Raw genomic sequence first — 23,553 nt, forward strand, 5'->3', positions numbered from 1 at the left:
ATCGATACGATTTTTCCGTAACATAACGAACAGCACAAAGGAGATCCCATGTTTGACAACGCAAGACGATTGACCGCGGTGTGTGTGATGTGTATCGGCCTGATCCTTTCGGGGACGGCGTCGGCTTCCCAGGCCCAGTGGCCCCAAAAGATCCGTATCGGTTTTATCCCCACGGAAGGGGGCTCGGCCGTGGAGTCGCGGTTTCAGCCCCTGGCCGACCACGTGAAGAAGAGCCTGGGCGTGGAGGTGGAGATCATCAGCGCCAGCGATTACTCCGGCGTGATCACGGCCATGGCACACAAACACCTCGATTTTGCCTACTTCGGTCCCAAGAGTTACGTGGAGGCCGCCAAGAAGGCCGATGCCCAGGCCATTGCCCTGGAGCTCAACAAAGCGGGGGAACCCGGGTACTACGGGGTGATCATTACCCGCAAGGACTCGCCCATCAAGACCCTTTCCCAGATCAAGGGAAAGGTGTTTGCCTTTACCGACCCCAACTCCACCTCCGGCTACCTGGTGCCCAACATCCTCTTTGCCCGGGACCTGAAAGTGAAGCCCGAAGCCTACTTTCGCCAGGTGAAGTTCTCCGGGTCCCACGGGGCCTCGATTCTCTCGGTGAAAAACGGAACCGTGGAGGTGGCCGCCACCAACAACATCGACCTGGACCGGATGATCCAGAAGGGCCAGGCCACCCTGGATGATTTTCGGGTCCTCTGGACCTCGGAGCTGATCCCCGGGGCCCCTATGGCCGCCCGCAAGGACCTGCCTGAAAGCCTGAAAGCCGCCTTTGCCGGAGCCCTTCTCTCCTTCAACGGGGACACAGAGGGCATGGCCCATCTCCAGAACGGTGGGTACGGGTTTGCCGACGACAGCACCTACGACACCATTCGCTACCTGAAATACCTCAAAAAGAAGATGGCGGCCAAATGAGCGGAACCCAGGTCATCACACGACTCAGCCTGAAGCCGGTCAAGACGCCTTTTCAGCAGGTGACCCGGGGGCTTTTCGCCCTTGTGGCGGCGGTGGTGCTCATCAGCTCCTACCGGTTCGTGGGCATCGACCCCATGGCCTTCATCGAGAAACGGGAGAACGCCGCCACTTACCTTTTCGGCCGTGAACTCACCGAGTTCGACCGAAAGGACGCCAGGATTCAGGCGGAGAACCTGCTGAAGATCGTGGCCACGGAAGAGGCCGGAGAGGAACTGAAAAAACGGCTGGCCCGTTCAGGAAAGGAGATGCCCCTGGGCATGGCCATGCACAAGGAGACCGAGGCCCTGGCCGACGAACTTCTTTCCAGGAAACCCGAAGCCGAGCGAGAGGCCTTTGTGGAGCGGGAATACCGCCAGATCCTCCGGGACAAAAAGGGGGGCTTTTTCCCGCCGGAGACCTCCCCTTCGGCCCTTTCGGAGTACGGCCACGGCCTGGTGGAGACCATCGCCATGGCTGTGTGGGGAACCCTCCTTGCCGTGGTGCTGGCCATTCCGGCGGCCATGTGCGCCGCCGAAAACACCCTGGCCCTTCTGGTCCAGGGGGAGGGGCGGCGGCACCGGGTCCTTCGCTGGCTCTGTCACGTCGGTGTGCGGCGCTTCCTGGACTTCTGCCGGGGCTTTAACGAGTTTGTCATGGCCCTGATCTTTGTGGCGGTCATCGGCCTGGGCCCTTTTGCCGGGGTCCTGGCCCTTGCCGTGCACACCTTCGGTATCCTGGGCAAGGTGGTGAGCGAGGCCATTGAGGCCATCGAGCCCGGGCAGATGGAGGCCCTGGTGGCCAGTGGGGCCGGGAACATGCAGGTGATCTCCTTTGCCGTACTGCCCCAGGTGATGCCCCTGGTGGTGAGCTACAGCCTCCTGCGGTTCGAGTCCAACGTGCGCAGCGCAACCATCCTGGGGTTCTGCGGGGCAGGGGGTATCGGGTTTCTTATGTTCGATAAAATCAACGGGTTTGAGTACCGGGAGGTGGCCACCATGATGATTATGGTCATCGTCAGCGTCAGCCTCCTGGACTACGCCTGCGGCAAGCTGAGGAGCAGATTTATCTGATGACGCAGAACACACGCAAGCAGCAAGAACGGCAGCAGTGGATGGGGATCCTTGCCCGGGCTCCCCTGGCGTCCCTGGAGGCGGTCTGGCAGGAGGTGCCGGGCAAACCGGCATACACCTTCCTGCGTCCCCCGGAGACGGCCATGGTAATGGTCCGGGCCCGTACCGGGGGGCAGGGGCGCCCCTTCAACTTCGGCGAGGTGCCCGTCACCCGATGTGCGGTGCAGACCGAGACCGGGTTCAGCGGGTGTGCCTACGTCAGGGGCACCCGGGGTCGCCACGCCGAGCTCGCTGCGGTTTTCGACGCCCTGCTTCAGGACAGCAGGGCCCATGGCGAGGTGATGGCCAGGGTGGTGGAACCCCTGGCCTGTGAGCTGGCAGAGGAGAGGCGGCGCGCGTCGGAAAAGACGGACGCCACCCGTGTCGATTTTTTCACCATGGTAAGGGGAGAATAGATGCAGACAGCCATGAATTTGAACGAGATCGCCGAAGGGTTTGCCAACCCGGCCCTCGGCACCCAGAAGGTCTTCCGGCAGGTTTTGGATGCCATGGCCCATCCGGGCCGCATCATCGAGCTGGACGAGTGGGTTCCCGTGGAGGGGCTGGACGAAGCCACCACGGCCCTGGCCCTGACCCTGCTGGATTTTGAAACCTCGTTGTGGACGGATCTTCCCAGGGGGGCGTCGGCCCTTCAGTGGGTGACCTTTCACTGCGGGTCTCCCATGGGCAGCTCGGTCTCCGAGGCTGACTTTGCCCTTGTCACCCGGCCGGAGTCCATGCCCCGGCTGGAGAGCTTCTGCCTGGGCAGCGAGGGGAGCCCGCATCAGTCCACCACCCTGATCCTCCAGGTGGAGCACCTGGAAGCGCGCCTGGGCAGACGGCTCATGGGGCCGGGCATCGACGGGTCCTGCGATCTGGACGCCGGGGGGCTGCCCGACCATTTCTGGAGCAGTCGGAAAAACGCCCGGGCCCTGTTTCCCATGGGGGTGGATATTCTTTTTGCCTGCAACAACCGTATCGCGGCCATGCCGCGGACAACAGACTGGGAAGAGACGCCATGTATGTAGCGGTAAAAGGAGGGGAGAAGGCCATCGAACAAGCCCACGCCCTGTTGGCCGAGGAGCGCAGGGGCGATGTGTCGGTACCGGAGTTGACCGTCGAGCAGATCGAAGAACAGATGGGCCTTGCCGTGGACCGGGTGATGAACGAAGGATCGCTCTGCGACAGGCGCCTGGCAGCCATTGCCGTTAAACAGGCGCAAGGGGATCTGGCCGAGGCCGTGTTTCTGTTGAGAGCGTACCGGACCACCTTGCCGCGCATCGGCTTTACCCAGCCCCTGGACACATCGGCCATGCACATGAGGCGGCGGATCTCGGCCACCTTCAAGGACCTGCCCGGGGGCCAGATGCTGGGGCCCACCTACGATTACACCCACCGGCTGCTGGATTTTTCCCTGGAGCGGCCCCGCCAGGGAGCCAAGTCCCTCCGGGTGGCCCAGGCGCCCCCGGAGCCTGCCGTGGGGGACGCTTCATGCCCCCGGGTGGCAGACCTTCTGGCCGCCGAAGGGCTCATGGCCGGTGACGAGGACGGAGACGAAGAGCCCGGGGACATGACCCGCCAGCCCCTGGCGTTCCCTGCGGAACGGTCCGTGCGGCTCCAGGCCCTGAGTAGGGGAGACGAAGGCTTTCTGCTCTCCATGGCCTACTCAGCCCAGCGGGGCTTCGGCTCCTCGGACCACCCCTTTGCAGGGGAGATCCGCATGGGGGAGGTGGCCCTGGAGATGGTGCCCGAAGAGCTTGGGTTTCCCGTGGTGATCGGGGAGATCACCGTCACCGAGTGCGTGATGATCACCCCGCCCGGACCCTCGACGAAAGGGGAGGCCCCGGCCCTTACCCAGGGCTACGGCCTGGCCTTCGGAAGGTCTGAGCGCAAAGCCATGGCCATGGCCATTGTGGACAGGACCCTCTGCAGCCGGGAGCTGGGAGAGAAGGTGGCATACCCCGCCCAGGACGAGGAGTTTGTCCTCGGCCACTGCGACAGCCTGGAAGCCTCGGGGTTTGTGCAGCACCTCAAACTGCCCCATTACGTCGATTTTCAATCCGAGCTGGTGCTCTTGCGAGACCTCCGGAAAGACCACAGAGAAGGACACAGAATCCACGATGCAATCCCCAACTGAGACCACGGCAACGGAGCCGGACCGAAGCAGCCCCCTGGAGGGCTACAATTTTGCGTTTCTGGATGAGCAGACCAAGCGGATGATCCGCAGGAGCCTCCTGAAAGCGGTGGCTATCCCGGGCTTTCAGGTGCCCTTCGGGAGCCGCGAGATCCCCCTGCCTTACGGGTGGGGCACTGGCGGCATTCAGATTACCGCCTCCATCATCGGCCCGAACGACACCCTGAAGGTCATCGACCAGGGCGCAGACGACACCACCAACGCGGTGAGTATCCGCTCCTTTTTTTCCAAAACCGCCGGGGCGGCCACCACCACCCGGACCGACGAGGCCACGGTGATCCAGACGCGCCACCGCATCCCGGAGACGCCCCTTGCCGAAGGCCAGATCATGGTGTACCAGGTGCCCCTGCCCGAGCCCCTGGTCTTCATCGAGCCGAGCCGCACCGAAACCGAAAAGATGCACGCCCTTATGGAGTACGGCGCCATGCAGGTGAAGCTCTACGAGGACATCGCCAAGCACGACCGCATCATGACGGGCTTTGACTACCCCGTTCAGGTGGCGGGCCGGTATGTCATGAGCCCGTCCCCCATCCCCAAGTTCGACAACCCCAAGATGGACCGCATGCCCGCCCTCCAGCTCTTCGGAGCCGGGCGGGAGAAGCGGATCTACGCCGTGCCACCGTACACCGAGGTTCGGAGCCTGGACTTTGAGGACTATCCCTTTGAGGTGGAGTCCTGGGAGATGAGCTGCGCCCTGTGCGGGGCAACGGAAAGCTATCTGGATGAGATCATTACCGACGATAAGGGAGGGGCCATGCATGTCTGCTCGGACACCGATTACTGCCGGCAACGCAGGGAAGGGGGGCAAGATGGGCGATGAGGCACTGCTGACCGTCACGAACCTGTGCAAGACCTACGGGCCGCAGCTGGGGTGCGAGGGCGTCGGCTTTGCCATGCACCCCGGGGAGGTCCTGGGCATCGTGGGGGAGTCGGGCTCGGGCAAGTCGACCCTTTTGGGGTGCCTGTCCGGCCAGCTTCGGGCCACCTCCGGCACCGTGGTCTACCAGGCCGCCTGCGGGGCGGTGGACATGAACCGCTCCCCGGAGCAGCTGGTGCGCCGGGTAAGCCGTACGGAGATGGGCATCGTGCACCAGAACCCCCGGGACGGCCTGCGCATGCATGTCAGCGCCGGGGGCAACATCGGCGAGCGCCTCATGGCCAACGGCGAGCGTCACTACGGCGGGATCCGCCGCAAGGCCATGGCGTGGCTGGAGCGGGTGGAGATCGGCGCGGACCGCGTGGACGATATCCCCGCCCACTTTTCCGGGGGCATGCAGCAGCGCCTCCAGATCGCCCGGAACCTCATCACCAACCCGCGCCTCATCTTCATGGACGAGCCCACAAGCGGCCTGGACGTCTCGGTGCAGGCCAGGGTCCTGGACATCATGCGGCACCTCGTGACCCAGCTCTCGCTCTCCATGGTCATCGTGACCCACGACCTGGCCGTGGCAAGGCTCCTGGCCCATCGCCTCCTGGTGATGCGGGCCGGGCGCGTGGTGGAAGAGGGGCTCACGGACCAGATCCTGGACGACCCCCAGCACCCCTACACCCAGCTGCTGGTCTCTTCGGTTTTGGCCCATTGAGTTGCCTTTAAGACCTCTACCATTTTTCGGCGGTGCGCAAGCGCACCCTCGGTGCCTTTTATGGCTAAAATGGGTGAAAAGCGTGCCTCCGGCGGCGAGGTGAGCCACCTCGAAAGCTGATTGCCCTTGCGCTTTTCCCTTCGTTCCTCAGGGCAAAGCGCAAGGGCCTTTGCCTCCGGCGGGTCGCATTTTTGTAAAAAAGCTCATCAAAAAACGAAGTTTTGGTGCGAACGTGTCTGAATTGTTTCAGCGGAGCCTCGACATGATGTCTTAAAACCTGTTTGTCAAACCCAAAGCATCTAATTGGCAAAAGTTTGGCCCCCGGCAGGGCCGCCGGAGGCATCGTTGACCGGTCTGTGTCCGCTACCCATGGTGCGCAGGCGCACGCTGCAGGAAATATTACAGGGAGTTTATCTATGGAATGGGTTGTCAATATAGAGAAAATCAGGAAGACCTTTTGCCTGCACACCCAGGGGAACGTGACGATCCCGGTCCTCGATGAGGTGAGTCTTTCCCTTGCGGCCGGGGAATCCGTGGTCCTTGAGGGGCCCTCAGGGGCAGGCAAGAGCACGTTGTTGAAGCTGGTCTACGGAAACTATCGCATGGAGACCGGGCGGGTGTGGGTTCGTCACCAGGGGCAGGTCGTAGAGATGGGAGGGCTTACCCCCATGGAGGTGGTGGCGGTGCGCAACACCACCATCGGGTATGTAAGCCAGTTTCTTCGGGTGATTCCACGGGTCTCGGCCCTGGACGTGGTGATGGAGCCCATGCTGGGGCGGGGCATGCCGTCAGATCTTGCCGGGCAGAAGGCCCGGACTCTGCTGGAGCGGCTTAGGATCCCGGGGCGGCTCTGGGACCTGTCCCCCACCACCTTTTCCGGGGGCGAGCAGCAGCGCATCAACATCGCCCGCGGGTTTGCCGTGCCCTATCCGGTGATGCTTCTGGACGAGCCCACCGCCTCCCTGGACCCGGCCAACACACGCACCGTCTGTGACCTCATGGAAGAGGCCAGGAAGAGCGGCACCGCGTTTCTGGGTATTTTTCACGACCAGGGCGTCCGGCAGCAGGTGGCCACACGGAGCCTGTCCATGGCTCCGGGCAGCCAGGTTAAAGACGCCTCCGGCGGCCCTGCCGGGGGCCAAGTTTTTGAAAAGTTTGACAAACATAGTTCAAGGCGCTTGATGGGTCATCCCATGGAAGCCACTTAGGCCAAAAATCCCCTGGCCGCCGGAGGTAGGCTTTTCCATGCACTTTAACCATAGAAGGCAGTGCGGTTAAATCGGCAATGGGCAAGTAGCGACAACGTATCCTGTGACGTCGAAGCTTGTGAGGCAGCCCGCACAAACCACTAGCGTTCATGTCGGGCGAAGCCCGAGCCGAAGGCCATTGCGCTTTGCCCTGAGGAACGAAGGGCAAAGCGCAATGGCAATAAGCTTTCGAGGTGGCTCACCTCGCCGCCGGAGGCTGTTTTGACGCTACGCCGCCTTTTCCCGGTTCTGGATGCAGGAGTTGCCGTCCAGGGTGAAGCACTGGCCGCAGGAGGTGCAGCGGGGCTTGACGGTTTTGTCGGCCTGCCATTTGTTGATGAGGTCGGGCTCGCAGAGCAGGGGCCGGGAGAAGGAGAAGGCGGCGATGTCGGTGTCGGCCAGGAGCTGTTCCATGGTGGCTGTCGACCGGTTGCCGCCCACGAGGATCACCGGGGTGTCCACGGCCTCGGCAATGACCCGTGCGTAGTCGCTGAAATAGGAATCTTTTGCGGAAAGAGTCACCTCATAGGTGGTCTCTTTTTCTGTTTTGGGGGCACGGAAAACGGGGCCGCCGCTGATCTCGATGCCGTCGATTCCCATGGCGTCCAGCTTTTTGCACAGGGCCAGGCACTCTTCAAAGGTGAACCCTTTGGTGCCCATGAAGTCCGAGCAGTTGAGCTTGATGAGCACGGGGAAATCCGGGGTGGTTTTCTTGCGGATGTTTTCGAAGACATCGAAGATGACCCGAGCCCTTTTTTCGCTGCTTCCGCCGAAGACATCCTCCCGCTGGTTGAAGAAGGGGGAGAGGAACTGGTTGAGGAGGTAGCCGTGCCCGGCGTGGATCTCCACCCCGTCGAAGCCGCTGTCCATGGCGCGCCTGGCAGCGTCGCCAAAGGCTTCGATGAGGGTCTGGATGTCCAGGGGCGTCATCTCCTTGGGGGTGACACCGGAGATTTTGTTGGTCACGGCGGACGGTCCCCAGATCTCTCTGTTTTCCGTTTCGAACCAGGTGAAGGAGCCGCCGTAGACAAGCTGGAGGAAGATCTTGCTGCCGTTGTCGTGCACCATGTCGGTGAGGGGCTTGTAGGTGTCCACGAAGGTGTCGTCGTAGGCCCCGAACATCTTGGGGTTGGGCTGCTCGTCTTTCAGCACAAAGGCGTAGCCGGTGATGATGGCGGATGCGCCTCCCTTGGCGAGGTCTCGGTAGAGGTCCATGACCTTGTCGTTGATGTGCCCGGTTTCGTCGGCGATGCCCTCCCAGGTGGCGGCACGGATGCATCGGTTTTTCAGTTCAAGGTTGCCAAGGCGAATGGTGTCGAACAGTTCCTTCATGGTTCCTCCTGACATGCATTGGGTGGCCCCGCCGGTTTCACCTGAGGTGCTGCGAGGCACGTGGGATGATCCTTATTTATTATGGTATCGCTATGTTCCGGGTGTCTTCTCCCGGCGATTGGCTATATACTGGAATCCATGGTGGCTATAGCGCCTTGGAATAATTATTTCAAGGTTTACTGAATTTTTCCTTGGTGGGAGGCATGGTATGGGCGAGCCAATCCTTGAAGGGGATGCAGATGTGGAGGTCATCCTGAAGTGGGTCAGCGACGACGCCTGTCACACGGAGCGCCTGTTTATTCCGGCGGTGAATGTGTGGCGGGACATCATCCCGGCGGCTCTGCGTCGCGGCATGAAGGGCTGGCAGGTGGGGGAGACCCTTCGCCATGGCTTTGAACCCGGCGAGTTGCTTCCGTTGAGATCAGGGGAGCTGGTGAGGACCGTCCCACGCCGTCAGGTCTCGCCTCCTTCCCAGGGGCTGCCCTTCGGGCTTGTTCCGGGCTTTTTCCTGCCCCGGGGTGTGGCGTCCGGGGCCCTGGGCGTCTTTCCCCAGGACATACGCCCCATGCAGGTGCTGGAGGTTACCGAAACGCGGGTGACCCTGGATTTGAACCACCCCCTGGCAGGGCTTCCTCTGGACCTGGGCATTCGCCTTCACCGCGTCGAGGAGTCGAACCGGTCCATGGCCGGGCGTTGCCGTGAGATAGCAGAAGCCGCCACAGGTGACGGGCCCGGTATGCAGGCGCTGTTTCAAGCTCCCGACCTTTGCGTGGACGGAACCCCGCTGCAACGGCCGGAGGGGCCGGATGATGCAGTGTTTTATGCTTCGCCCCGTCTCGTTCAGCATCTGGACGCCGAGGCCGAAGGGCAGGTGCGGGCCCTTTACGGCTGTCTGCTCAGCGACGGTTCGGACGTTCTGGACCTCATGGCCTCCTGGGACTCGCATTTGCCGGACGCTTTAGGGGCCTGTCGGGTCACGGGGCTGGGGATGAACGGCGAAGAGCTTGACCGCAATGCCATGCTGGGGGTTCGTACCGTCCATGACCTCAATGCCCGTCCCGTGCTTCCCTATGATGATGCGTCCTTCGATGCCGTGGTGTGCACCGCTTCTGTGGAGTATGCGGTCCATCCCGTGGCGCTTTTCAAAGAGGTGGCGCGGGTGCTCCGGCCCGGCGGGCTATTTGCCCTGACGTTTTCCGATCGCTGGTTTCCCCCCAAGGCCACCCAGCCGTGGCCCGAGATTCATCCCTTTGAGCGCATGGGGCTCGTCCTTGAGTATTTTCGGGCCGCAGAGGCCTTCGCCGACTACCACACCGAAAGTCGCCGGGGCTGGCCAAGGCCGGTTTCGGATCCCTATTTTCCGCAAAAGCGGGAGGCAGATCCCCTGCAGGCTGTGTGGGGACGGCGACGGGCCGGGTAGCCCGGCTTGTCCGAAGGGTGAGAAAATCAAACAGCAAACCCTGATTTACATTTTGCATTTCCAAAATGCCTGACATGTTTGTTGTCGCATTTTGAAATCATATAGCTTTCATCTTGGCTGTTTGTTTTTTCATGAAATATCCGGGTAGGGGGCATGGCCCTTCACCTTGAGGTGGGCTGAACAAAAATTTGAAAAAGTAGTATTGTTGATGACATCTACATGGTGGTTCATTAAACCCAGGGGCGCGTGTAAAGTCGGCTCTGTTTATGCCTTGATGTGTTTCCGTATGAGGAATTGTGTCAATCTGCTTGCAGAAAGTAAATGGGGCGGTGTATAGTAGGAAAAACAGTGTTTTTTGGTGCCCTCAATGAGGAGACCCGGTCCCCCCCTTCAGTGGGATAGATGGAAAAAATCGTACAGTCGTAAAAAAATAGTGGGCCAGGACCCTTCGAACGGTGGCCCTGCATGTCATTGAATACACGTCATATCAGCAAACGCAGCATATGTTCTGCGAGTCATTAACCCGGATATTTCACGAGTCACGTGCATTCCTGTTCAAGGCGTCGGAACTGCAGGGGTGGTTGTTTACCGCAACGTTCCGATAGCGCAGAGGGTGAGGGCGCACGATTCGCCCGAAGGGTGAGAAAATCGAGCAGGAAACGATGAATTACATGTTGTATTTGAGAAATGTCTGAACGCTACTATGGTAACTACCTTTAATGACTGCTTATTGTCTTGATGTTTAAAGTCTGGGCTCTGCTTGAATGAGCCGTCGTATCCATATCATGAGCATGTTTTTTCGCCGGGGCAGATGCGCGAACTCCGGATATATAGCCCGGATATTTCATGAGAAAATCGAACAGCAAACGATGATTTACATTTTGCATTTTCAAAACAGCTGACATTTTTATTGCATCCGTCCGAAATCATATTGTTTTCCATTTTGAATGGTTGTTTTCTCATGAAATATTCGGGATAGTCGTATACACTTGAACACCATGTGCGAAAGGGAGCCATGAAGGAGTCCTCACTATTCAAGTCCGTTTTCAATGCCACCCCGATCATCATCGGAATCCTCTCCTGTGACGGTACCTTTCTCGAATACAACGAGTCTTTGAAAAAGGTCTCCGGCTACGCGGACGACGAACTCAGGAACCTTACCATCCGGGATATCATTGCCCCGGACGACTATGAGGAGGTGACGAAGAACTTTACTTCACTGGTTTGCGGCGAATTGACCTCCCTTCGGATGACCCGTCGATTCATCTGCAAGGATGGCGATGTGTTCTGGGCGGATGTCTCTTCGTCGCCCATCTGCGGGTCCGACGGCAAGGTGAGGGCGGTGACGTGCACCGCCTTTGACATGACCCGGCAGAACAACATGGGGGTCGCCTTGAGGCGGCGCACCGAGTCTCTGGAGGCACACTTTGAGAAGCAGGGCGAGGCGGTGGTGGTCCTGGATGAGGAGATGCGGATCCTCAGGGTCAACCGGATTTTCGAGGAGGCCTCCGGGTACAGCGAAGCCGAGGCGGCCGGAGCGGGTGGCCTTGCGCAGTTTATCCACCGGGAGGACATGGAAACCCTGAAGCGGTATCACAGGATGCGCCGTGAGCAGCAGGGCGGTGTGCCGGAGGCGTACCCGTGCCGTCTCATCGACAGCAAAGGGGCGGTTCGTGAGCGCACCGTCAAGGTCTCCATGATTCCCGGTACGGGCAGGAGCCTTGTGGCCATCAAGGGCTGCATGCCCGAGGCGCCCGCCACCCCTCCGGCACGGAACATGGGCGAAATTTTTCGCTTGATCGCCGAGAACTCCACGGATGTCGTCTTTATCACCGACCTGGACCTTGCCGTGACCTATGTGAGCCCTTCGGTGAAACGGGTCACGGGGTACACCCAGGAGGAGTTCAAGCTGTTGAAGCTGCAGGAGTTTTTCTCTGAGGAATCCTATCTCCGTGCAAAGCAGATGCTCAAGGACGGGCTCCTCGGCGAGTACAACGCCCACGTGCCCCTGACCACCGAGTACCAATGCCTGCACAAGGATGGCACCAGCCGGTGGATCGAAACCATCACCAAGCTGATCCTGACGGAATACGGGCATCCTGTGGGGATTACCGGCGCCTCCAGGGACATCACGGAGAGAAAACAGGCCGAGGAGGCCCTGCGTCGCAGCGAGATCAAATACCGCATGCTCACCGAGGAGATCAAGGATGTGGTCTTCGGCCTGACACCGGACCTGCGGATCGACTACATCAGTCCGGTGGTCTCGGAGTTCAGCGGGTATTCGCCGGAGGAGATGACCCATACCCATATCTCCCAATACCTGGACAGTTCCCAGGAGCTAGACACCGCCCTGGTGCTTCTGGAGCAGGCCTTCTGCGGCAACTCTACTTCAACCGTCTACGATTTTCGGTTCCGGGCCAAGGATCGACCCGATTTTTACGTGGAGGTCTCCTGCAACCCCATCTATGAGGGGGGAAAGGTCATTCTCCTTCAGTGTGTCGCCCGGGACGTCACCCAGCGAAAGCAGGCCGAGGCTGCCTTGAAGGAGAGGGAGCAGCAGCTGAGTGTGGAGAACATCTACCTGAAGCGGTCCATCCAGAAAAGCGAGCGGTTCGGCAACATCATCGGCAAGAGCGAAGCCATGCAGCGGGTCTACGAGTTGATCATCCAGGCGGCGTCGTCCCCTGCCAACGTGGTGATCTCAGGGGAGTCGGGCACGGGAAAGGAGCTGGCTGCCCGGGCGATCCACGACATGAGCCCCAGGGCGGACAAGCCCTTTGTGCCGGTGAACTGCGGGGCCATACCGGAGAGCATCATTGAAAGCGAGTTTTTCGGGTACAAGAAGGGGGCCTTTACCGGGGCCATGTGCGACAAGGCGGGGTTTTTGGACCTGGCCGACGGAGGGACCCTTTTTCTTGATGAGGTGGGGGAGATCGGGCTCAACATGCAGGTCAAGCTGTTGAGGGCCCTTGAAGGGGGCGGCTACACGCCCATCGGCAGCAACCGGGTGAAGCACGCCTCCTTTTCCATTGTGGCCGCCACCAACCGGGACCTGACAGAGCTGGTGCGCATCCGGAAAATGAGGGAAGATTTCTTTTTTCGCATCCATGTTATTCCCATCCGGCTGCCTCCGTTGCGCCACCGGGCCGAGGACATCCCCCTTCTCATCGACCATTTTTTCATGAAGGCGGGGACGGACAAGCCCCTGCCCCGGATCTCCTCCAAGGTCAGGCGGTCGTTCATGGCCTACACCTGGCCGGGGAACGTGCGGGAACTCCAGAATGTCCTCAATCGATTTCTTGCACTGAACAAGGTCGACTTTACCGGGATGCCCGGCGGCGAGACATCCATCCCCCCCGGAAGGGCCAGGATCGACACCGCGCCGGGGGGCGATTCCTGTACCCTGGCATCCCAGGTGGAGCGGTTTGAAAAAGAGATCATCCAGAGTCACCTGAACCGGTACCAGTGGAACCGGAGCCGGGTGGCCCAGGTTCTGAAGATCGATCGGAAAACCCTGGCGTCCAAGATCAAGAAATTCAAGATAGCTCCTGTGGATGAGGAATAGTTCCCCAATTTACGGAATATCTCCTCTTTTGGGTGTAAAATAAATAAATTTAAGTGGTTGCGAATTTGTTGAGGAAGGGTGGGGAATTTTTCCCCGCCCTTTTTTTTGTTTGAATGCGAACAATGTTTTCCCTCTTTCCTTGCTTGCCGCCGATTAAGTCTTCAGGTGTGATTGATGGCATACTATGTGCAGTAATCCAAGCAGTGTTCGGAATACGAAACCCGTCATGCGTATCGCCCGAGAAAGAGGGTGCCGAACCGATGTTTTTCTATCCCTTGATACAGCTTGACCAGAACAGCCGGGGCCCATGTGTTCAGTGTCAATGTCTCCGGTCTCTTCGTTACGAATCGTCTTTCTTTATAAGGAATATCAACCCAATACACCGTGAATCCCAAGGAGGAATGCATGAAGAAGAATGTCCTGTGGCACCTGGCGCTGGCTCTGTCCGTTTTTTTGGTATCGCCGGTTTTCGCCGACGATACCGGGACCGAGGCCGTTCAGGAGTGCCTGGAATCCCTGAGCAAGGTGGCCTCGCCCGCCAATGTGGTGGCCAGTGCCGGGCGGTTTGAAAACAGGGTGCGGATCCAGTGGGACCCCGTGGCTCGAGCCACCGGGTACAGCGTGTTCAGGGCCCGTAACGTGGCCGGGCCCTATTATCCCATCAGCCCTGTGTTGAAGGAAGCCACCTTTGACGACACAAAGGCCGACGTGGGGAAATACTACTGGTACAAAATCATCGCCTGGCGGTACATCTTCCACAGCCCGGCCAGTGAACCGGCCAACGGGTGGGCCGCCCTCTTCATGCCCAGCGGGGAGGAGACCACCGTGGAGCTGCTTACCCGGGTGATCATGGACATTCCTCACTTCATGCGCATCAAAAAAGCAGCCTCCAAGGTGGAGGAGACCCTGCCCGAGCCCATCGACACCGACGCCTACCTTCCCACAGGGGATGAGATTTTCTCCTATGTGGAGCAGGTGTGTGCCACCGAGCATCGCAGGATCGGCTCCCCGGAGGCCAGGATCGCCGAAGAGTACATCATCGGCGAAATGTCGGCGATTCTGGGGGCCGCCAATGTGGGGGTCGAAGAGGTTGAGTGCGATGTCTACAAGGCCGAGTCCTGGAATCTCCAGGTGGAAGACGACGGTGTGATGACGGAGTTCCCCGCCTTCTATACGGTGAACACGGGCATGGTCTACGGGGAGAAACCCAACGGCGGTTCCGTGACGGGATCCATGGTCTGGGCCGGGGAGGGCACCCGGGAAGAGTTCGACAAGCTGGGGAATATCCAGGGCAAGATCGTGGTGGCCCAGTGCCCCTTTCCCTCCTTTCCCGTGGGGCTCATCCAGATGCTCTACGACGACGGATACTACACCTCGGATCCCACCGGGTCCTTCAACCTGCTGACCACCCAGGACCTGACCTTTGTGCGAAGCAACTTTCCGGCGGAGTATACCGAGGAGAACAATTCCAATTCGGTCTACTGGCTCGCCAGCGACCGGGGGGCCGCAGGCCTCGTGCTGGTACTCAAGGACCATCCCTTTGACATCAATACCCATTGGGGGCCCTATGCAGGCAAGATGAAGGCCATGCCCTGCATGTACGTCTCCCATTACAAGAACGACCGCATCAAGGCCCTTGCCCAGGCCGGAGGGGACGCCACCCTGACCATCACCGGAACCCTGGAGCCGGGCCACGGCCGCAATATCTACGGGATCCTGCCGGGACAATCCGAGGAGACCATCATCATCAGCACCCACCACGACTCCGCCTTCAAAGGGGCCACCGAGGACGGCACCGGCGTGGGCATGGTCCTTGCCATGGCAGAGACCTGGGCCCAGGTCCCCTTGGAGCAGCGTGAAAAGACCCTGCTCTTTATCACCACCACAGGCCATTTTTACGGGGGCAAGGGCTCCCGGACCTTTGCCCATACCCATGCGGAGGATCTGCTGAAAAATGCTGTCCTGGACATCAACCTGGAGCACCTGGCGGCCCGGAACTACGTGGACGACGGGCAGGGCAACGGGATCTTTGACGGAGAGCAGGCCCTCTCCATCGTCTTTGTCAACGAGAACTACGAAGCCATTGCCACGGCATCACGGATGATGAAGCGCACCGAGCCGGAGCGGACCCTGCTGATTCCCTCCACCCTCCTGGGCCCCGTGCCCCCGGGCGAGGCCGGGCATTACCATATGTATACGGGGGTCGATTTTATTCACTGGATCGGCCAGCCCTATTACCTCCTCACCTCCGACGACACCCTGGACAAGGTTGATGTGTCCCAGCTCCGCCCCCTTGCCAAGGGGATTTCAGGCATGATCGGCACGTACATGAAGATGGATTGATGGGGGCAACGGGTCGCCGGAACCGTTTTCGGGGCGGCGGCCCTTTTGCCCGGAGAACCCTGGTGCGGGGCGCTGTCCCGCATCTTCAGCCATTCCCCTGCAGCACCCTTCGGTCCGGACAGCGGGGTGCTGCGCAGCCTTCATTCAAATCACAGGAGACCGATACCATGACAGAATCCGAAGAGTTTTCACTGTACCTGAAACCCACCTTTTTCATTGACTCTGACTGTGTCGAGATTGCGGACTACGCCCGGGAAGCATGCCGGGGGGCCTATACCGACCAAGAGAAGGCGATTCGTCTGTTTTACGCTGTCCGGGACGATATCAAGTACGACCTGTTTGGCTACGAGATCAATCCCTTGTACATGAAGGCCAGCAATATCCTGAAAAAAGCGAGCGGGTACTGCGTGTCCAAGGGACTGGTCCTGTGCGCTGCAGCCCGGTCCGTGGGGATTCCCGCCCGCATGGGGTTTGCCGACCTCATCAACCACCAGACCCCCGCGAAAATCACCGAACTGCTCCAGACCGACGTGTTTGCTTTTCACGGGTTTGCCGAGATCTTTCTGGAGGGCAAATGGGTCAAGGCCACGCCCTCCTTTGACTTAGGGCTTTGCGAAAAATCCGGGTACTACATTCCGGAGTTTGACGGCATCCATGACACGACCTACCCGGCTTACACCCTCTCCGGAGAGAAGCACATGGAGTACATCCATTATTACGGCAGCTTCCCCGATCTCCCCGTGTACGATCTTCTCGACTCCGTGAAAAAGCATTATCCCCATTTTTTCGACAACGGGATGGAGGTGACCGTGGACAGCCTGGTGGAGGGCCTGGGCCTTGATATCCGTGACGTGGCACCTGAAAAGAAGCTTCTCTGTATCCCGCCGAGGGCCGCATGACAGGCCTGGACGGACCGCGTGCCTGTGCGGGGCGGGGCTGAACAGCTCCACCCCGCACGGGCACACACCTGAAACGTTCTGTGATACCTGAATTCGAGGTCTTTATGCTTTTAACGGAAGAAGAGAGAAAGATGCTGGGGGGCGAGTTCGGCCCCGGAGTCCAGAAGGCCCTGGCGTTTCTGGTTGAATACGGGGAGGCCTTTGATGCCCAGCGACTGGTTCGGGTGGACAGCGCCCACATTCTGCCGGATCCCGTGCACATGCTTCAGGAGCTCATTGAAGGGGTGGAGGTTGTGCCGACCCTGTCCACCATTCACTCCCTGTCTCCCCTTGCCGCCCGGTGGGTGACGGAACTCGGGCTTCGGGAAGACTCGGCGGGCCCGGTGATCCAGGACACGGTAAAGGCCGTGGAGCTCTACAAAGGGCTGGGGTGCTTCAAGACCTTGAGCTGTGCGCCCTACCTCATGGGCAACATGCTGAAAAAGGACAATGTCTTTTCCTGGGCAGGGTCTTCGGGCATCATCATCAACAACTCCCTGTTCGGGGCCCGTGGAAACCGGGACTCGGGCATCGCCATGACCTGTTCGGCCATCACCGGCCGAACCCCCGAGTTCGGGCGCATCCGAAAGGACGAGCGGTACGCCGAGGTGGTGGTGAAGTTCCAGAAAGTGGATACGGCAAAGCTCTCGGAAGCCGAGCTCGGGGCCATCGGCTACCACGTCGGCGCACTGGCCGAGACAAGGAATGTGGTGGTGGACGGGCTGCCGCCCACCGTTCCCTTTGAAAAACTGAAATACCTGCTCTCTCCCATGCCTGTGTCCGGGGCGGTGAGCCTCTGTCATCTGACCGGGATCACGCCGGAGGCCCCGAGCCTTGAGGCGACCCTGGGCAACCGCAAGCCCGAGATGACCGTGAGTCTTTCCCCCTTTGAGCTGAAAGATGCGGCGGCCAAGCTGTGCCGTTACACGGCTTCGGATGTGGAGGTGGTGGCCCTGGGATGCCCCCATCTGACCATGCGCGAAATCAGGGGTATCGCTATGCGACTGGACGGGAAACGGGTGTCCGACGGGGTGCGGCTGGTCCTGGCCACCAACGAGGGGGTGCTGGAGCTGTGTCGCCGCATGGGGTATGTGGACACCATCGAAAAGGCCGGAGGCCTCATCATCACCGACTCGTGCATTGCTGTGTTTCCCTTTGCCCACATGAAGGAGCCCGTGTCCCGCGTGGCAACCAACTCAGCCCGTTGTGCCCATTATCTGCTTCGCGGGGGGGCCGGCGAGGTGGCCGGGGGAAAGGTGATGGATACGTACTACGGCAGCACCGGTCAATGCATCGATGCGGCCCTTACCGGAACATGGGAGGAACGATGAATATCAAAGGCCACACCATCAAAGAGGGATGCGTGGAAGGAGAGGCGCTGGTCCTGAGCATGCCCTTCTCCTTTCTGGGGGACTTCGACCTTACCACCGGCAGGCTCAACGACCTGCATGACCAGGCCGGAGCCAATATTTCCGGTAAGATCCTTGTGTTTCCATCGGGGAGGGGCTCCACCACAGGAGCCCTTATCGGGTTTTACGCCTGCCTGTTCAAAACAGGGCCCCTGGGGATGATCGTGCGGGAAGCAGAGCCCGTTGTGGCCATCAACGCCGTCATGAACAATATCCCCATGATGGATCGCCTGGACATCGACCCCATTGCCGTGATCCGCACCGGGGACTGGGTCTGTCTGGACGCCACCAACCGGGTGGTGAGGGTGGAGAAGAACATGGCGTTGAGGGAGGCGGGGTAAAGGGCAGGAAATAGTGAATAGTGAATAGGGGATAGGGGATAGGGAATAGGGGGTAGGTAATAGTGAATAGTGAATAGGGAATGGGGAATAGGGAATGGGGCATGGAGGGCCTTGGGCATCGTTTCGGTTATCAGGGTGTTCTTGATGACGCCGTTTCAAGGGTCGATAGCGCGGTAGGGTGCACTCTGTGCACCGTATTCGGGCTACCCAAGGTTTCGATTTTACCGAGGTATTCGGGGTATGGCGGTTTTTTTGCCTTGCCGCCGGGTGTCGTTTCTCATGGCTTCAGAAGGCGCCAGGCTATGGCCTGGGCCAGCACGGCTACGGCCAGGGAGAGGAGAAAGGCCTCAGCCATGGGAAGACCCGGGAGCGTTCGGTTCAGGGCCATGCAGAAGGCGGTAAAGGAGTAGAGACCGAACACCATGCCCCGAAGGAGTTTCACCACGTACCCCGTGCCCTGCTTTCGGTGAGAGAAGACGGCCAGGATGGAACCCATCACCGGAAAGGTGGCGGCAATGCCGCTTGCCCGGGGACCGATGGTGGCTGAGGCCCAGGTGACGGCCAGTACCAGGATCACGGCGGCCATCATCCTGTAGACGAGCTCATGGGGGTGGGAGACCGAGGACGGTGCCCCGGGGGATGTGGCCGGAAACAGCCTCGGGGAAAACCACAGAACAGCCAGGATAAGGGGCAGGCCCATGCCAAGGGGAGGGAACCAGGCCAGCAGGAGAAGGGCCGACAAGGTGTAGGCAAGAAGGGCCAGGCCCAGGGCGACCGGCCAGTTGAACCGCATGGCGCTCCAGGCGTAGGCCAGGTAAAAGGCGATAAAGGCCAGGACTCCGGACAGGGTTCCCGTGGCGGCGTTTCCTGCAAAGGCCGGGCCGTGCTCCAGGGCAAGAAAGAACAGGATGGGGCCGGAGATCACCGGGAAGGCGGAGAGCCAGCCGGCAACCAGGGCACCCCAGCGTTTTCCAGCATAGGTAACGGCTGCGATGATACCGGGGGTGAGGATAAGCTTGAGAGCGAGGGTGGGTTGCATGGGCAATACCTGCATGGGGAAAGGGAACATACCGGCCCGCACGGTACCATTGGCTGGTCCGGCCTGAAGGAGGACATGGCGATGCCCTCCTCCATGCGGGCGTTCATGACGAGGATTTACGACACTTCGACGGCTGGGTCAAGGGGCGTCGTGACGAAAAAATACGATGCTGTTCCGGGGGGATGGGCCAGGGAACATACCCGTCTGTTGTGCCTGGGCATGGAGAGGAGGGGGGGCTGTATCATGATGTGTTTGATAACGATGTTTTGTAAAGAGTACAATATCTCTTGACGCGATCGGATTTATCGGCTTACGTTAACGTGAAGTTTAGCTTTGGCCAACGGGTTGGGTTTTGAGTGAACAGACCGGATTTCCGAAAGGATAGAGACCATGAGCAAGGTGACGCGAGTCGGGATTGTGGGAGCTGGGATGATGGGGGCTGAGATCGCTTTGTGCTGTGCGCAAAGCGGCATGGATGTCATTTTAAAAGAGGTGAGCCAGGACCTGGCGGACAGGGGCAAGGGGACCGCAGACAAGGTCCTGGCCCGCAGGGTGGAGAAGGGCAGGATGGATGGGACGGAAAAAGAGAACATCCTTTCCCGCATCGAAGCCACGGATATGTATGATGGGTTTGACGAGGTGGATCTCGTCATCGAGGCGATCCTTGAAGTGACCAAGACCAAGCGGGCTCTCTTTGAAGAGCTGGACGTTCTGTGCAAGCCGGAATGCGTTTTTGCCTCCAACACCTCATCCATTTCCATTACAAAGCTGGCTGCCGCGGCCCGCCCCGATCGGTTCGTGGGGCTCCACTTCTTTTCTCCGGCATCGGTGATGAAGCTGGTGGAGGTGATCCCCGGCCTCCTCACCTCCACGGCCACCGCAGAATTTGCCATGGCGTTCTGCCGGGCCATCGGCAAGGAACCGGTGATGGTGAAAAATGTGGAGGGGTTTGTGGTGAACCGTATTCTCCTGGCCCTGATGAACGAGGCCTACCGGCTCCTGGATGAGGGGGTCGCCACCAAAGAGGATATCGACACCGCATGCCGTCTCGGCCTTGGCCACCCCGTGGGCCCTTTCCGCCTGAGCGACAACATCAGCCTGGACCTTCTCGACAAGGTCCATACCATTCTTACCGATGCCTACGGAGACCGGTTCAAGACCCCCGGGATTTTTCGCGAACACCTCGACGCAGGGCGCGTGGGGCGCAAGGCCGGCAAGGGGTGGTATGACTATTGACCCCCGGACCCGGACCCGCCGATGTTCCTGCCTCCGGTTTCCTTGCATGCGGTATTGACACGCTTTTTAAAATCAAGAAGAATACCGTGTGAAACCGTTACCAGTGTAGCCCGGATATTTCACGAGTCGAGTGCACCCATATTCAAGGCGTCAGAGCTGCAGATGTAGTGGTTTACCTCAAAGCTCTGATAACGCAGAAGATGGGTGCACTCGGCTCGCCCGAAGGGTGAGAAAATCAAACAGCAAACGTTGATTTACATTTTGCATTTTCAAAATAGCTGACATTTTTACTGTAGCTATCTGAAATCATATTGCTTTCCTTTCGAGTGGTTGTTTTCTCATGAAATATCCGGGGTAGGAGACACATGAATACATATACCATACGATTCCTCTCTCCGCCTCCTCCGCAGACAGCCTGAAGTATGTTGGCTTTCTCTGTAGAGTGAGTGGCGATGGCTCCTGATCGGCCCGGTATCCGGGTGCGATTAAGAGAACGGGGGGCGTGCGTGAAATCGCATCCCCCGGCCGTCCGTCCGCTCTGAGTGTGGATTTTCCGCTGATATGTCGGCGGATAAGGAGGATGGTATGGCTCGATTTCAATCGGCTGTTTCGTTGAATGTCTCTGTGTTTTTTCTGATGGTGGGCGTCGGGCTCACCGTATCATTGCTTCCCGCCAGAATGGCAGCCCTGTCCGGATCGTTTTCCGACGTGGGGTGCCTTGCCTCGTGTTTTGCCCTTCCCTTTGTACTGCTTCAGCTCCCCATGGGAACCCTTGCCGACCGTTATGGTTGCACATGGTTTCTGGCGGCAGGGTACGCGGTCTGCGGTCTTGCGGCCCTGGCCTACGGCCTGGCCGAAACCCCGAATTTTCTTTATCTGGGACGGTTTCTCCAGGGGGTGGGCGAGGTGCCTGTCTGGGCCCTGGCCCCGGCGCTGCTCTCCATGGACTGGTCCGAGGGCAGAGGAAAGATCCTGGGCCTGTACAACGCGTCCATGCACCTGGGGTTGACGGCAGGCGGGCTCCTGGGGCTTCTTTTTTGTGAACGCTGGGGGGGAAGCGGCCCCTTCTGGCTGCTTGCGGCAACCGGGTTTTCGGGAGGGCTCCTGGTGTTGTGGGGCGTGGGGGATAAGGCTGGGGCCCGGGCTCCCCGAAGCGGGGGCTGGCACCTGAGATCGGCGTGGGCCCTTGTGGTCACCCGGGAGACGCGGGCTGTTTTCTCCGGCGTTGTCCTCTACGGATGCGGTTACGGCGTGTTTCTCACGGTGATTCCCATGTCCCTTGTTGCGGGCCGTGGGGGAGGGGAGAATGCTGTGTCGCTTTTTTTCGTCCTGTTCTATGTTGCCGTGGGCCTTGCCCAGCTTATGGGCGGTGCCTTGTCCGACAAAGCCGGGCGTGTGGTCACCATGAGCCTGGGGCTCATTCTGGCGGGGGGCTGCCTGCCCCTTGCAGCCTGGGCAAGCGGTCCTGCCCTTTTGGGCTTTCTTGCCATGGCCGGGTTTGGGTTGGGGGTTTTCTGCGTATCGGCCATGGCCGCTTTGAGTGAGTCGGTTCCGGTTTCCCGCAGGGGCACCATCTCCGGTGCGTTTTACCTGGCCTGGGGAACGGGATTTTTTACGGGTCCGATGCTGCTGGGCACGGCTTCGGACCATGGCGGGTTTGGCCCCGGCCTGCTCGTTTTTTCCGCGCTGATCCTGTGCAATGCCGGTGTACTGGCTGCCTGTTTCGGACGGGGTCGGGTTGTGGCCTGACCTTTTTTTATAGGCAATCTGGCCCTTTGGCGCCGTGGTGACCCATCACCACGGCCCATGGATCTATACAGTGATAAAGGAGACAAGATGAAACCACAGGCATTATCTACCTGTTTCTGCACGCCGGATGTTGACGCATGCCGCGCGTTTTACCGAAAACACTTTGCCGCTTCCATCGCCTTTGATTGCGGCTGGTACCTGAGCCTTCGCTTTGGAACGGAGGGGCCCACGGTTCAGTTCATGGAACCCCGGGACGACAGGCCTGTCTTTGGCGGAGCCGGGGTGGTCCTGAACTTCATGGTGGAGGATGTGGACGCCGAGCATGCGCGATTGACAGGGGAGGGCCTTGCCGTCCTGAGCCCCCTGGAAGATCACCCCTGGGGCGACCGCGGGTTTTCCGTGGCCGACCCCATCGGAAACGTTCTTTACCTCTACAAGGAGATCGAGCCCACGGAAGAGTACAAGGCGTATTACAGGGAGTAGGTGCCGAACTCCGTTGAAATTATGGCCCCAGGCGGTAGAACCGGCCTGGGGTCATGGCTCCGGCCAGCTCGTCCAGGCGCCCTTTAAGGGCCTTGATCTCGTCGAAGTCCTGGGTGCGGAGGAAGGCGTAGGCCATGGCGGCCCGAAACCCGGAGACGCAGAAGGTGATGATGAACTTGTCCCGGGGGAGTTCGTCTACACGGTCCGGGAGTTCATGCAAGGGGATGTGCCGGGCAAAGGAGAAAGCCAGGTGGTCTTTCTCCTCCCGGGTTCGCACATCCAGAAATAGGAAGTGGTCGTTTCCGATGAAATTTGCGGCGTCGTCCACGGTGATGCCGTACTCTCCTGCAACGAGAAATTCAATGTCCATTTCCCGGAGTACATCGGCAAGGGTGGGGGCGGCGAACAGGTCGTCTGGAGCCATGGTCACCTCTTTGTGTGAAAATTAGCCCGGATATTTCATGAGAAAACAAATAGCCAAGATGAAAGCTGCATGATTTTAGAATGCTACAACGAAAATGTCAGCCATTTTGAAAATACAAAATGTAAATCAGGGGTTGCTGTTTGATTTTCTCACCCTTCGGGCGAGCCGGGTC

At 59.7% G+C, this 23,553-nt stretch carries 20 protein-coding genes; 17 read left to right on the top strand and 3 right to left on the bottom strand.

The features are described from left to right. Nucleotides 1-48 precede the first annotated feature (48 nt). The 8 genes from phnD to phnL all read left to right on the top strand — a co-directional run bounded on the left by phnD (nucleotide 49) and on the right by phnL (nucleotide 7,063). On the top strand, nucleotides 49-930 hold the full coding sequence (gene phnD / locus MSL71_RS12475) for a phosphonate ABC transporter substrate-binding protein (RefSeq protein ID WP_180140794.1): 882 nt from the start codon (nucleotides 49-51) through the stop codon (nucleotides 928-930). Beyond that, nucleotides 927-2,039 carry a phosphonate ABC transporter, permease protein PhnE gene (gene phnE, locus MSL71_RS12480; protein WP_180140796.1) on the top strand — a complete coding sequence of 371 codons (1,113 nt, stop codon included), beginning with the start codon at nucleotides 927-929 and terminating at the stop codon, nucleotides 2,037-2,039. The genes phnD and phnE overlap by 4 nt, the downstream gene beginning before the upstream one ends. Then, the gene (gene phnG, locus MSL71_RS12485; RefSeq protein WP_180140799.1) at nucleotides 2,039-2,494 is read left to right on the top strand and encodes a phosphonate C-P lyase system protein PhnG; all 456 of its coding nucleotides are present in this window, start codon (nucleotides 2,039-2,041) and stop codon (nucleotides 2,492-2,494) included. The genes phnE and phnG overlap by 1 nt, the downstream gene beginning before the upstream one ends. Then, nucleotides 2,495-3,106, top strand: a complete 612-nt coding sequence (gene phnH / locus MSL71_RS12490) for a phosphonate C-P lyase system protein PhnH (RefSeq protein ID WP_180140801.1) — start codon at nucleotides 2,495-2,497, stop codon at nucleotides 3,104-3,106. After that, nucleotides 3,097-4,215 (top strand): carbon-phosphorus lyase complex subunit, encoded by a 1,119-nt coding sequence (locus MSL71_RS12495; protein ID WP_180140803.1) that lies wholly within the window; start codon nucleotides 3,097-3,099, stop codon nucleotides 4,213-4,215. Before phnH ends, MSL71_RS12495 begins: the two co-directional genes overlap by 10 nt. Next, a complete protein-coding gene (locus MSL71_RS12500) occupies nucleotides 4,199-5,092 on the top strand; it encodes an alpha-D-ribose 1-methylphosphonate 5-phosphate C-P-lyase PhnJ (protein ID WP_180140805.1) in 894 nt (297 codons plus the stop codon). Before MSL71_RS12495 ends, MSL71_RS12500 begins: the two co-directional genes overlap by 17 nt. Continuing rightward, entirely contained in the window at nucleotides 5,082-5,855 is a 774-nt protein-coding gene (gene phnK / locus MSL71_RS12505) for a phosphonate C-P lyase system protein PhnK (protein WP_218951019.1), read from the top strand. The genes MSL71_RS12500 and phnK overlap by 11 nt, the downstream gene beginning before the upstream one ends. Nucleotides 5,856-6,271: 416 nt before the next feature. Continuing rightward, complete coding sequence (gene phnL, locus MSL71_RS12510) at nucleotides 6,272-7,063, top strand: phosphonate C-P lyase system protein PhnL (protein ID WP_180140809.1); 792 nt, start codon at nucleotides 6,272-6,274, stop codon at nucleotides 7,061-7,063. A gap of 267 nt (nucleotides 7,064-7,330) precedes the next feature. Here phnL and MSL71_RS12515 read toward each other — a convergent pair whose 3' ends face one another. Next, nucleotides 7,331-8,434 carry an NADH:flavin oxidoreductase gene (locus MSL71_RS12515; RefSeq protein ID WP_180140811.1) on the bottom strand — a complete coding sequence of 368 codons (1,104 nt, stop codon included), beginning with the start codon at nucleotides 8,432-8,434 and terminating at the stop codon, nucleotides 7,331-7,333. A 208-nt stretch (nucleotides 8,435-8,642) separates the two neighbouring features. Here MSL71_RS12515 and MSL71_RS12520 point away from each other — a divergent pair, with 208 nt between their 5' ends. The 6 genes from MSL71_RS12520 to MSL71_RS12545 all read left to right on the top strand — a co-directional run bounded on the left by MSL71_RS12520 (nucleotide 8,643) and on the right by MSL71_RS12545 (nucleotide 18,450). Then, nucleotides 8,643-9,854: a methyltransferase domain-containing protein gene (locus MSL71_RS12520; protein WP_180140813.1), complete on the top strand. Its 1,212-nt coding sequence runs from the start codon at nucleotides 8,643-8,645 to the stop codon at nucleotides 9,852-9,854. A gap of 1,015 nt (nucleotides 9,855-10,869) precedes the next feature. Beyond that, nucleotides 10,870-13,419: a PAS domain S-box protein gene (locus MSL71_RS12525; protein WP_180140814.1), complete on the top strand. Its 2,550-nt coding sequence runs from the start codon at nucleotides 10,870-10,872 to the stop codon at nucleotides 13,417-13,419. A 405-nt stretch (nucleotides 13,420-13,824) separates the two neighbouring features. Next, nucleotides 13,825-15,762 carry a M28 family peptidase gene (locus MSL71_RS12530; protein WP_180140816.1) on the top strand — a complete coding sequence of 646 codons (1,938 nt, stop codon included), beginning with the start codon at nucleotides 13,825-13,827 and terminating at the stop codon, nucleotides 15,760-15,762. A 167-nt stretch (nucleotides 15,763-15,929) separates the two neighbouring features. Then, the gene (locus MSL71_RS12535) at nucleotides 15,930-16,661 is read left to right on the top strand and encodes a transglutaminase-like domain-containing protein (RefSeq protein WP_180140818.1); all 732 of its coding nucleotides are present in this window, start codon (nucleotides 15,930-15,932) and stop codon (nucleotides 16,659-16,661) included. A 104-nt stretch (nucleotides 16,662-16,765) separates the two neighbouring features. Beyond that, nucleotides 16,766-18,031 carry an aconitase X gene (locus MSL71_RS12540; RefSeq protein WP_180140820.1) on the top strand — a complete coding sequence of 422 codons (1,266 nt, stop codon included), beginning with the start codon at nucleotides 16,766-16,768 and terminating at the stop codon, nucleotides 18,029-18,031. Next, nucleotides 18,028-18,450 (top strand): aconitase X swivel domain-containing protein, encoded by a 423-nt coding sequence (locus tag MSL71_RS12545; protein WP_180140822.1) that lies wholly within the window; start codon nucleotides 18,028-18,030, stop codon nucleotides 18,448-18,450. Before MSL71_RS12540 ends, MSL71_RS12545 begins: the two co-directional genes overlap by 4 nt. 277 nt (nucleotides 18,451-18,727) lie before the next feature. Here MSL71_RS12545 and MSL71_RS12550 read toward each other — a convergent pair whose 3' ends face one another. Continuing rightward, nucleotides 18,728-19,489: a hypothetical protein gene (locus tag MSL71_RS12550; RefSeq protein WP_180140824.1), complete on the bottom strand. Its 762-nt coding sequence runs from the start codon at nucleotides 19,487-19,489 to the stop codon at nucleotides 18,728-18,730. 390 nt (nucleotides 19,490-19,879) lie between these two features. Between MSL71_RS12550 and MSL71_RS12555 the strand changes: the two genes are divergently transcribed. The 3 genes from MSL71_RS12555 to MSL71_RS12565 all read left to right on the top strand — a co-directional run bounded on the left by MSL71_RS12555 (nucleotide 19,880) and on the right by MSL71_RS12565 (nucleotide 22,957). Beyond that, nucleotides 19,880-20,725 carry a 3-hydroxyacyl-CoA dehydrogenase family protein gene (locus MSL71_RS12555; protein WP_180140827.1) on the top strand — a complete coding sequence of 282 codons (846 nt, stop codon included), beginning with the start codon at nucleotides 19,880-19,882 and terminating at the stop codon, nucleotides 20,723-20,725. A 585-nt stretch (nucleotides 20,726-21,310) separates the two neighbouring features. Further along, nucleotides 21,311-22,474, top strand: a complete 1,164-nt coding sequence (locus MSL71_RS12560; RefSeq protein WP_180140829.1) for an MFS transporter — start codon at nucleotides 21,311-21,313, stop codon at nucleotides 22,472-22,474. A gap of 87 nt (nucleotides 22,475-22,561) precedes the next feature. Next, a complete protein-coding gene (locus MSL71_RS12565) occupies nucleotides 22,562-22,957 on the top strand; it encodes a VOC family protein (protein ID WP_180140831.1) in 396 nt (131 codons plus the stop codon). Nucleotides 22,958-22,976: 19 nt separating this feature from the next. On the opposite strand, the gene MSL71_RS12570 is transcribed toward MSL71_RS12565, so the two are convergent. Next, nucleotides 22,977-23,381: a rhodanese-like domain-containing protein gene (locus MSL71_RS12570; protein WP_180140833.1), complete on the bottom strand. Its 405-nt coding sequence runs from the start codon at nucleotides 23,379-23,381 to the stop codon at nucleotides 22,977-22,979. Nucleotides 23,382-23,553: the final 172 nt, after the last annotated feature.

The sequence above is a fragment of the Desulfoluna butyratoxydans genome (genome assembly GCF_900699765.1).
GTDB classification, from domain to species: Bacteria; Desulfobacterota; Desulfobacteria; order Desulfobacterales; family Desulfolunaceae; genus Desulfoluna; species Desulfoluna butyratoxydans.

What these genes read in the sequence shown, in the direction of transcription:
- MSL71_RS12545 (WP_180140822.1), top strand. Translation starts at nt 18,028, where the DNA reads ATGAATATCAAAGGCCACACCATCAAAGAGGGATGCGTGGAAGGAGAG.
- MSL71_RS12570 (WP_180140833.1), bottom strand. Translation starts at nt 23,381, where the DNA reads ATGGCTCCAGACGACCTGTTCGCCGCCCCCACCCTTGCCGATGTACTC.
- MSL71_RS12525 (WP_180140814.1), top strand. Translation starts at nt 10,870, where the DNA reads ATGAAGGAGTCCTCACTATTCAAGTCCGTTTTCAATGCCACCCCGATC.
- MSL71_RS12565 (WP_180140831.1), top strand. Translation starts at nt 22,562, where the DNA reads ATGAAACCACAGGCATTATCTACCTGTTTCTGCACGCCGGATGTTGAC.
- MSL71_RS12535 (WP_180140818.1), top strand. Translation starts at nt 15,930, where the DNA reads ATGACAGAATCCGAAGAGTTTTCACTGTACCTGAAACCCACCTTTTTC.
- phnK (WP_218951019.1), top strand. Translation starts at nt 5,082, where the DNA reads ATGGGCGATGAGGCACTGCTGACCGTCACGAACCTGTGCAAGACCTAC.
- MSL71_RS12500 (WP_180140805.1), top strand. Translation starts at nt 4,199, where the DNA reads ATGCAATCCCCAACTGAGACCACGGCAACGGAGCCGGACCGAAGCAGC.
- phnD (WP_180140794.1), top strand. Translation starts at nt 49, where the DNA reads ATGTTTGACAACGCAAGACGATTGACCGCGGTGTGTGTGATGTGTATC.
- phnG (WP_180140799.1), top strand. Translation starts at nt 2,039, where the DNA reads ATGACGCAGAACACACGCAAGCAGCAAGAACGGCAGCAGTGGATGGGG.
- MSL71_RS12515 (WP_180140811.1), bottom strand. Translation starts at nt 8,434, where the DNA reads ATGAAGGAACTGTTCGACACCATTCGCCTTGGCAACCTTGAACTGAAA.
- MSL71_RS12560 (WP_180140829.1), top strand. Translation starts at nt 21,311, where the DNA reads ATGGCTCGATTTCAATCGGCTGTTTCGTTGAATGTCTCTGTGTTTTTT.
- MSL71_RS12530 (WP_180140816.1), top strand. Translation starts at nt 13,825, where the DNA reads ATGAAGAAGAATGTCCTGTGGCACCTGGCGCTGGCTCTGTCCGTTTTT.
- MSL71_RS12495 (WP_180140803.1), top strand. Translation starts at nt 3,097, where the DNA reads ATGTATGTAGCGGTAAAAGGAGGGGAGAAGGCCATCGAACAAGCCCAC.
- phnL (WP_180140809.1), top strand. Translation starts at nt 6,272, where the DNA reads ATGGAATGGGTTGTCAATATAGAGAAAATCAGGAAGACCTTTTGCCTG.
- MSL71_RS12540 (WP_180140820.1), top strand. Translation starts at nt 16,766, where the DNA reads ATGCTTTTAACGGAAGAAGAGAGAAAGATGCTGGGGGGCGAGTTCGGC.
- phnH (WP_180140801.1), top strand. Translation starts at nt 2,495, where the DNA reads ATGCAGACAGCCATGAATTTGAACGAGATCGCCGAAGGGTTTGCCAAC.
- MSL71_RS12555 (WP_180140827.1), top strand. Translation starts at nt 19,880, where the DNA reads ATGAGCAAGGTGACGCGAGTCGGGATTGTGGGAGCTGGGATGATGGGG.
- MSL71_RS12520 (WP_180140813.1), top strand. Translation starts at nt 8,643, where the DNA reads ATGGGCGAGCCAATCCTTGAAGGGGATGCAGATGTGGAGGTCATCCTG.
- MSL71_RS12550 (WP_180140824.1), bottom strand. Translation starts at nt 19,489, where the DNA reads ATGCAACCCACCCTCGCTCTCAAGCTTATCCTCACCCCCGGTATCATC.
- phnE (WP_180140796.1), top strand. Translation starts at nt 927, where the DNA reads ATGAGCGGAACCCAGGTCATCACACGACTCAGCCTGAAGCCGGTCAAG.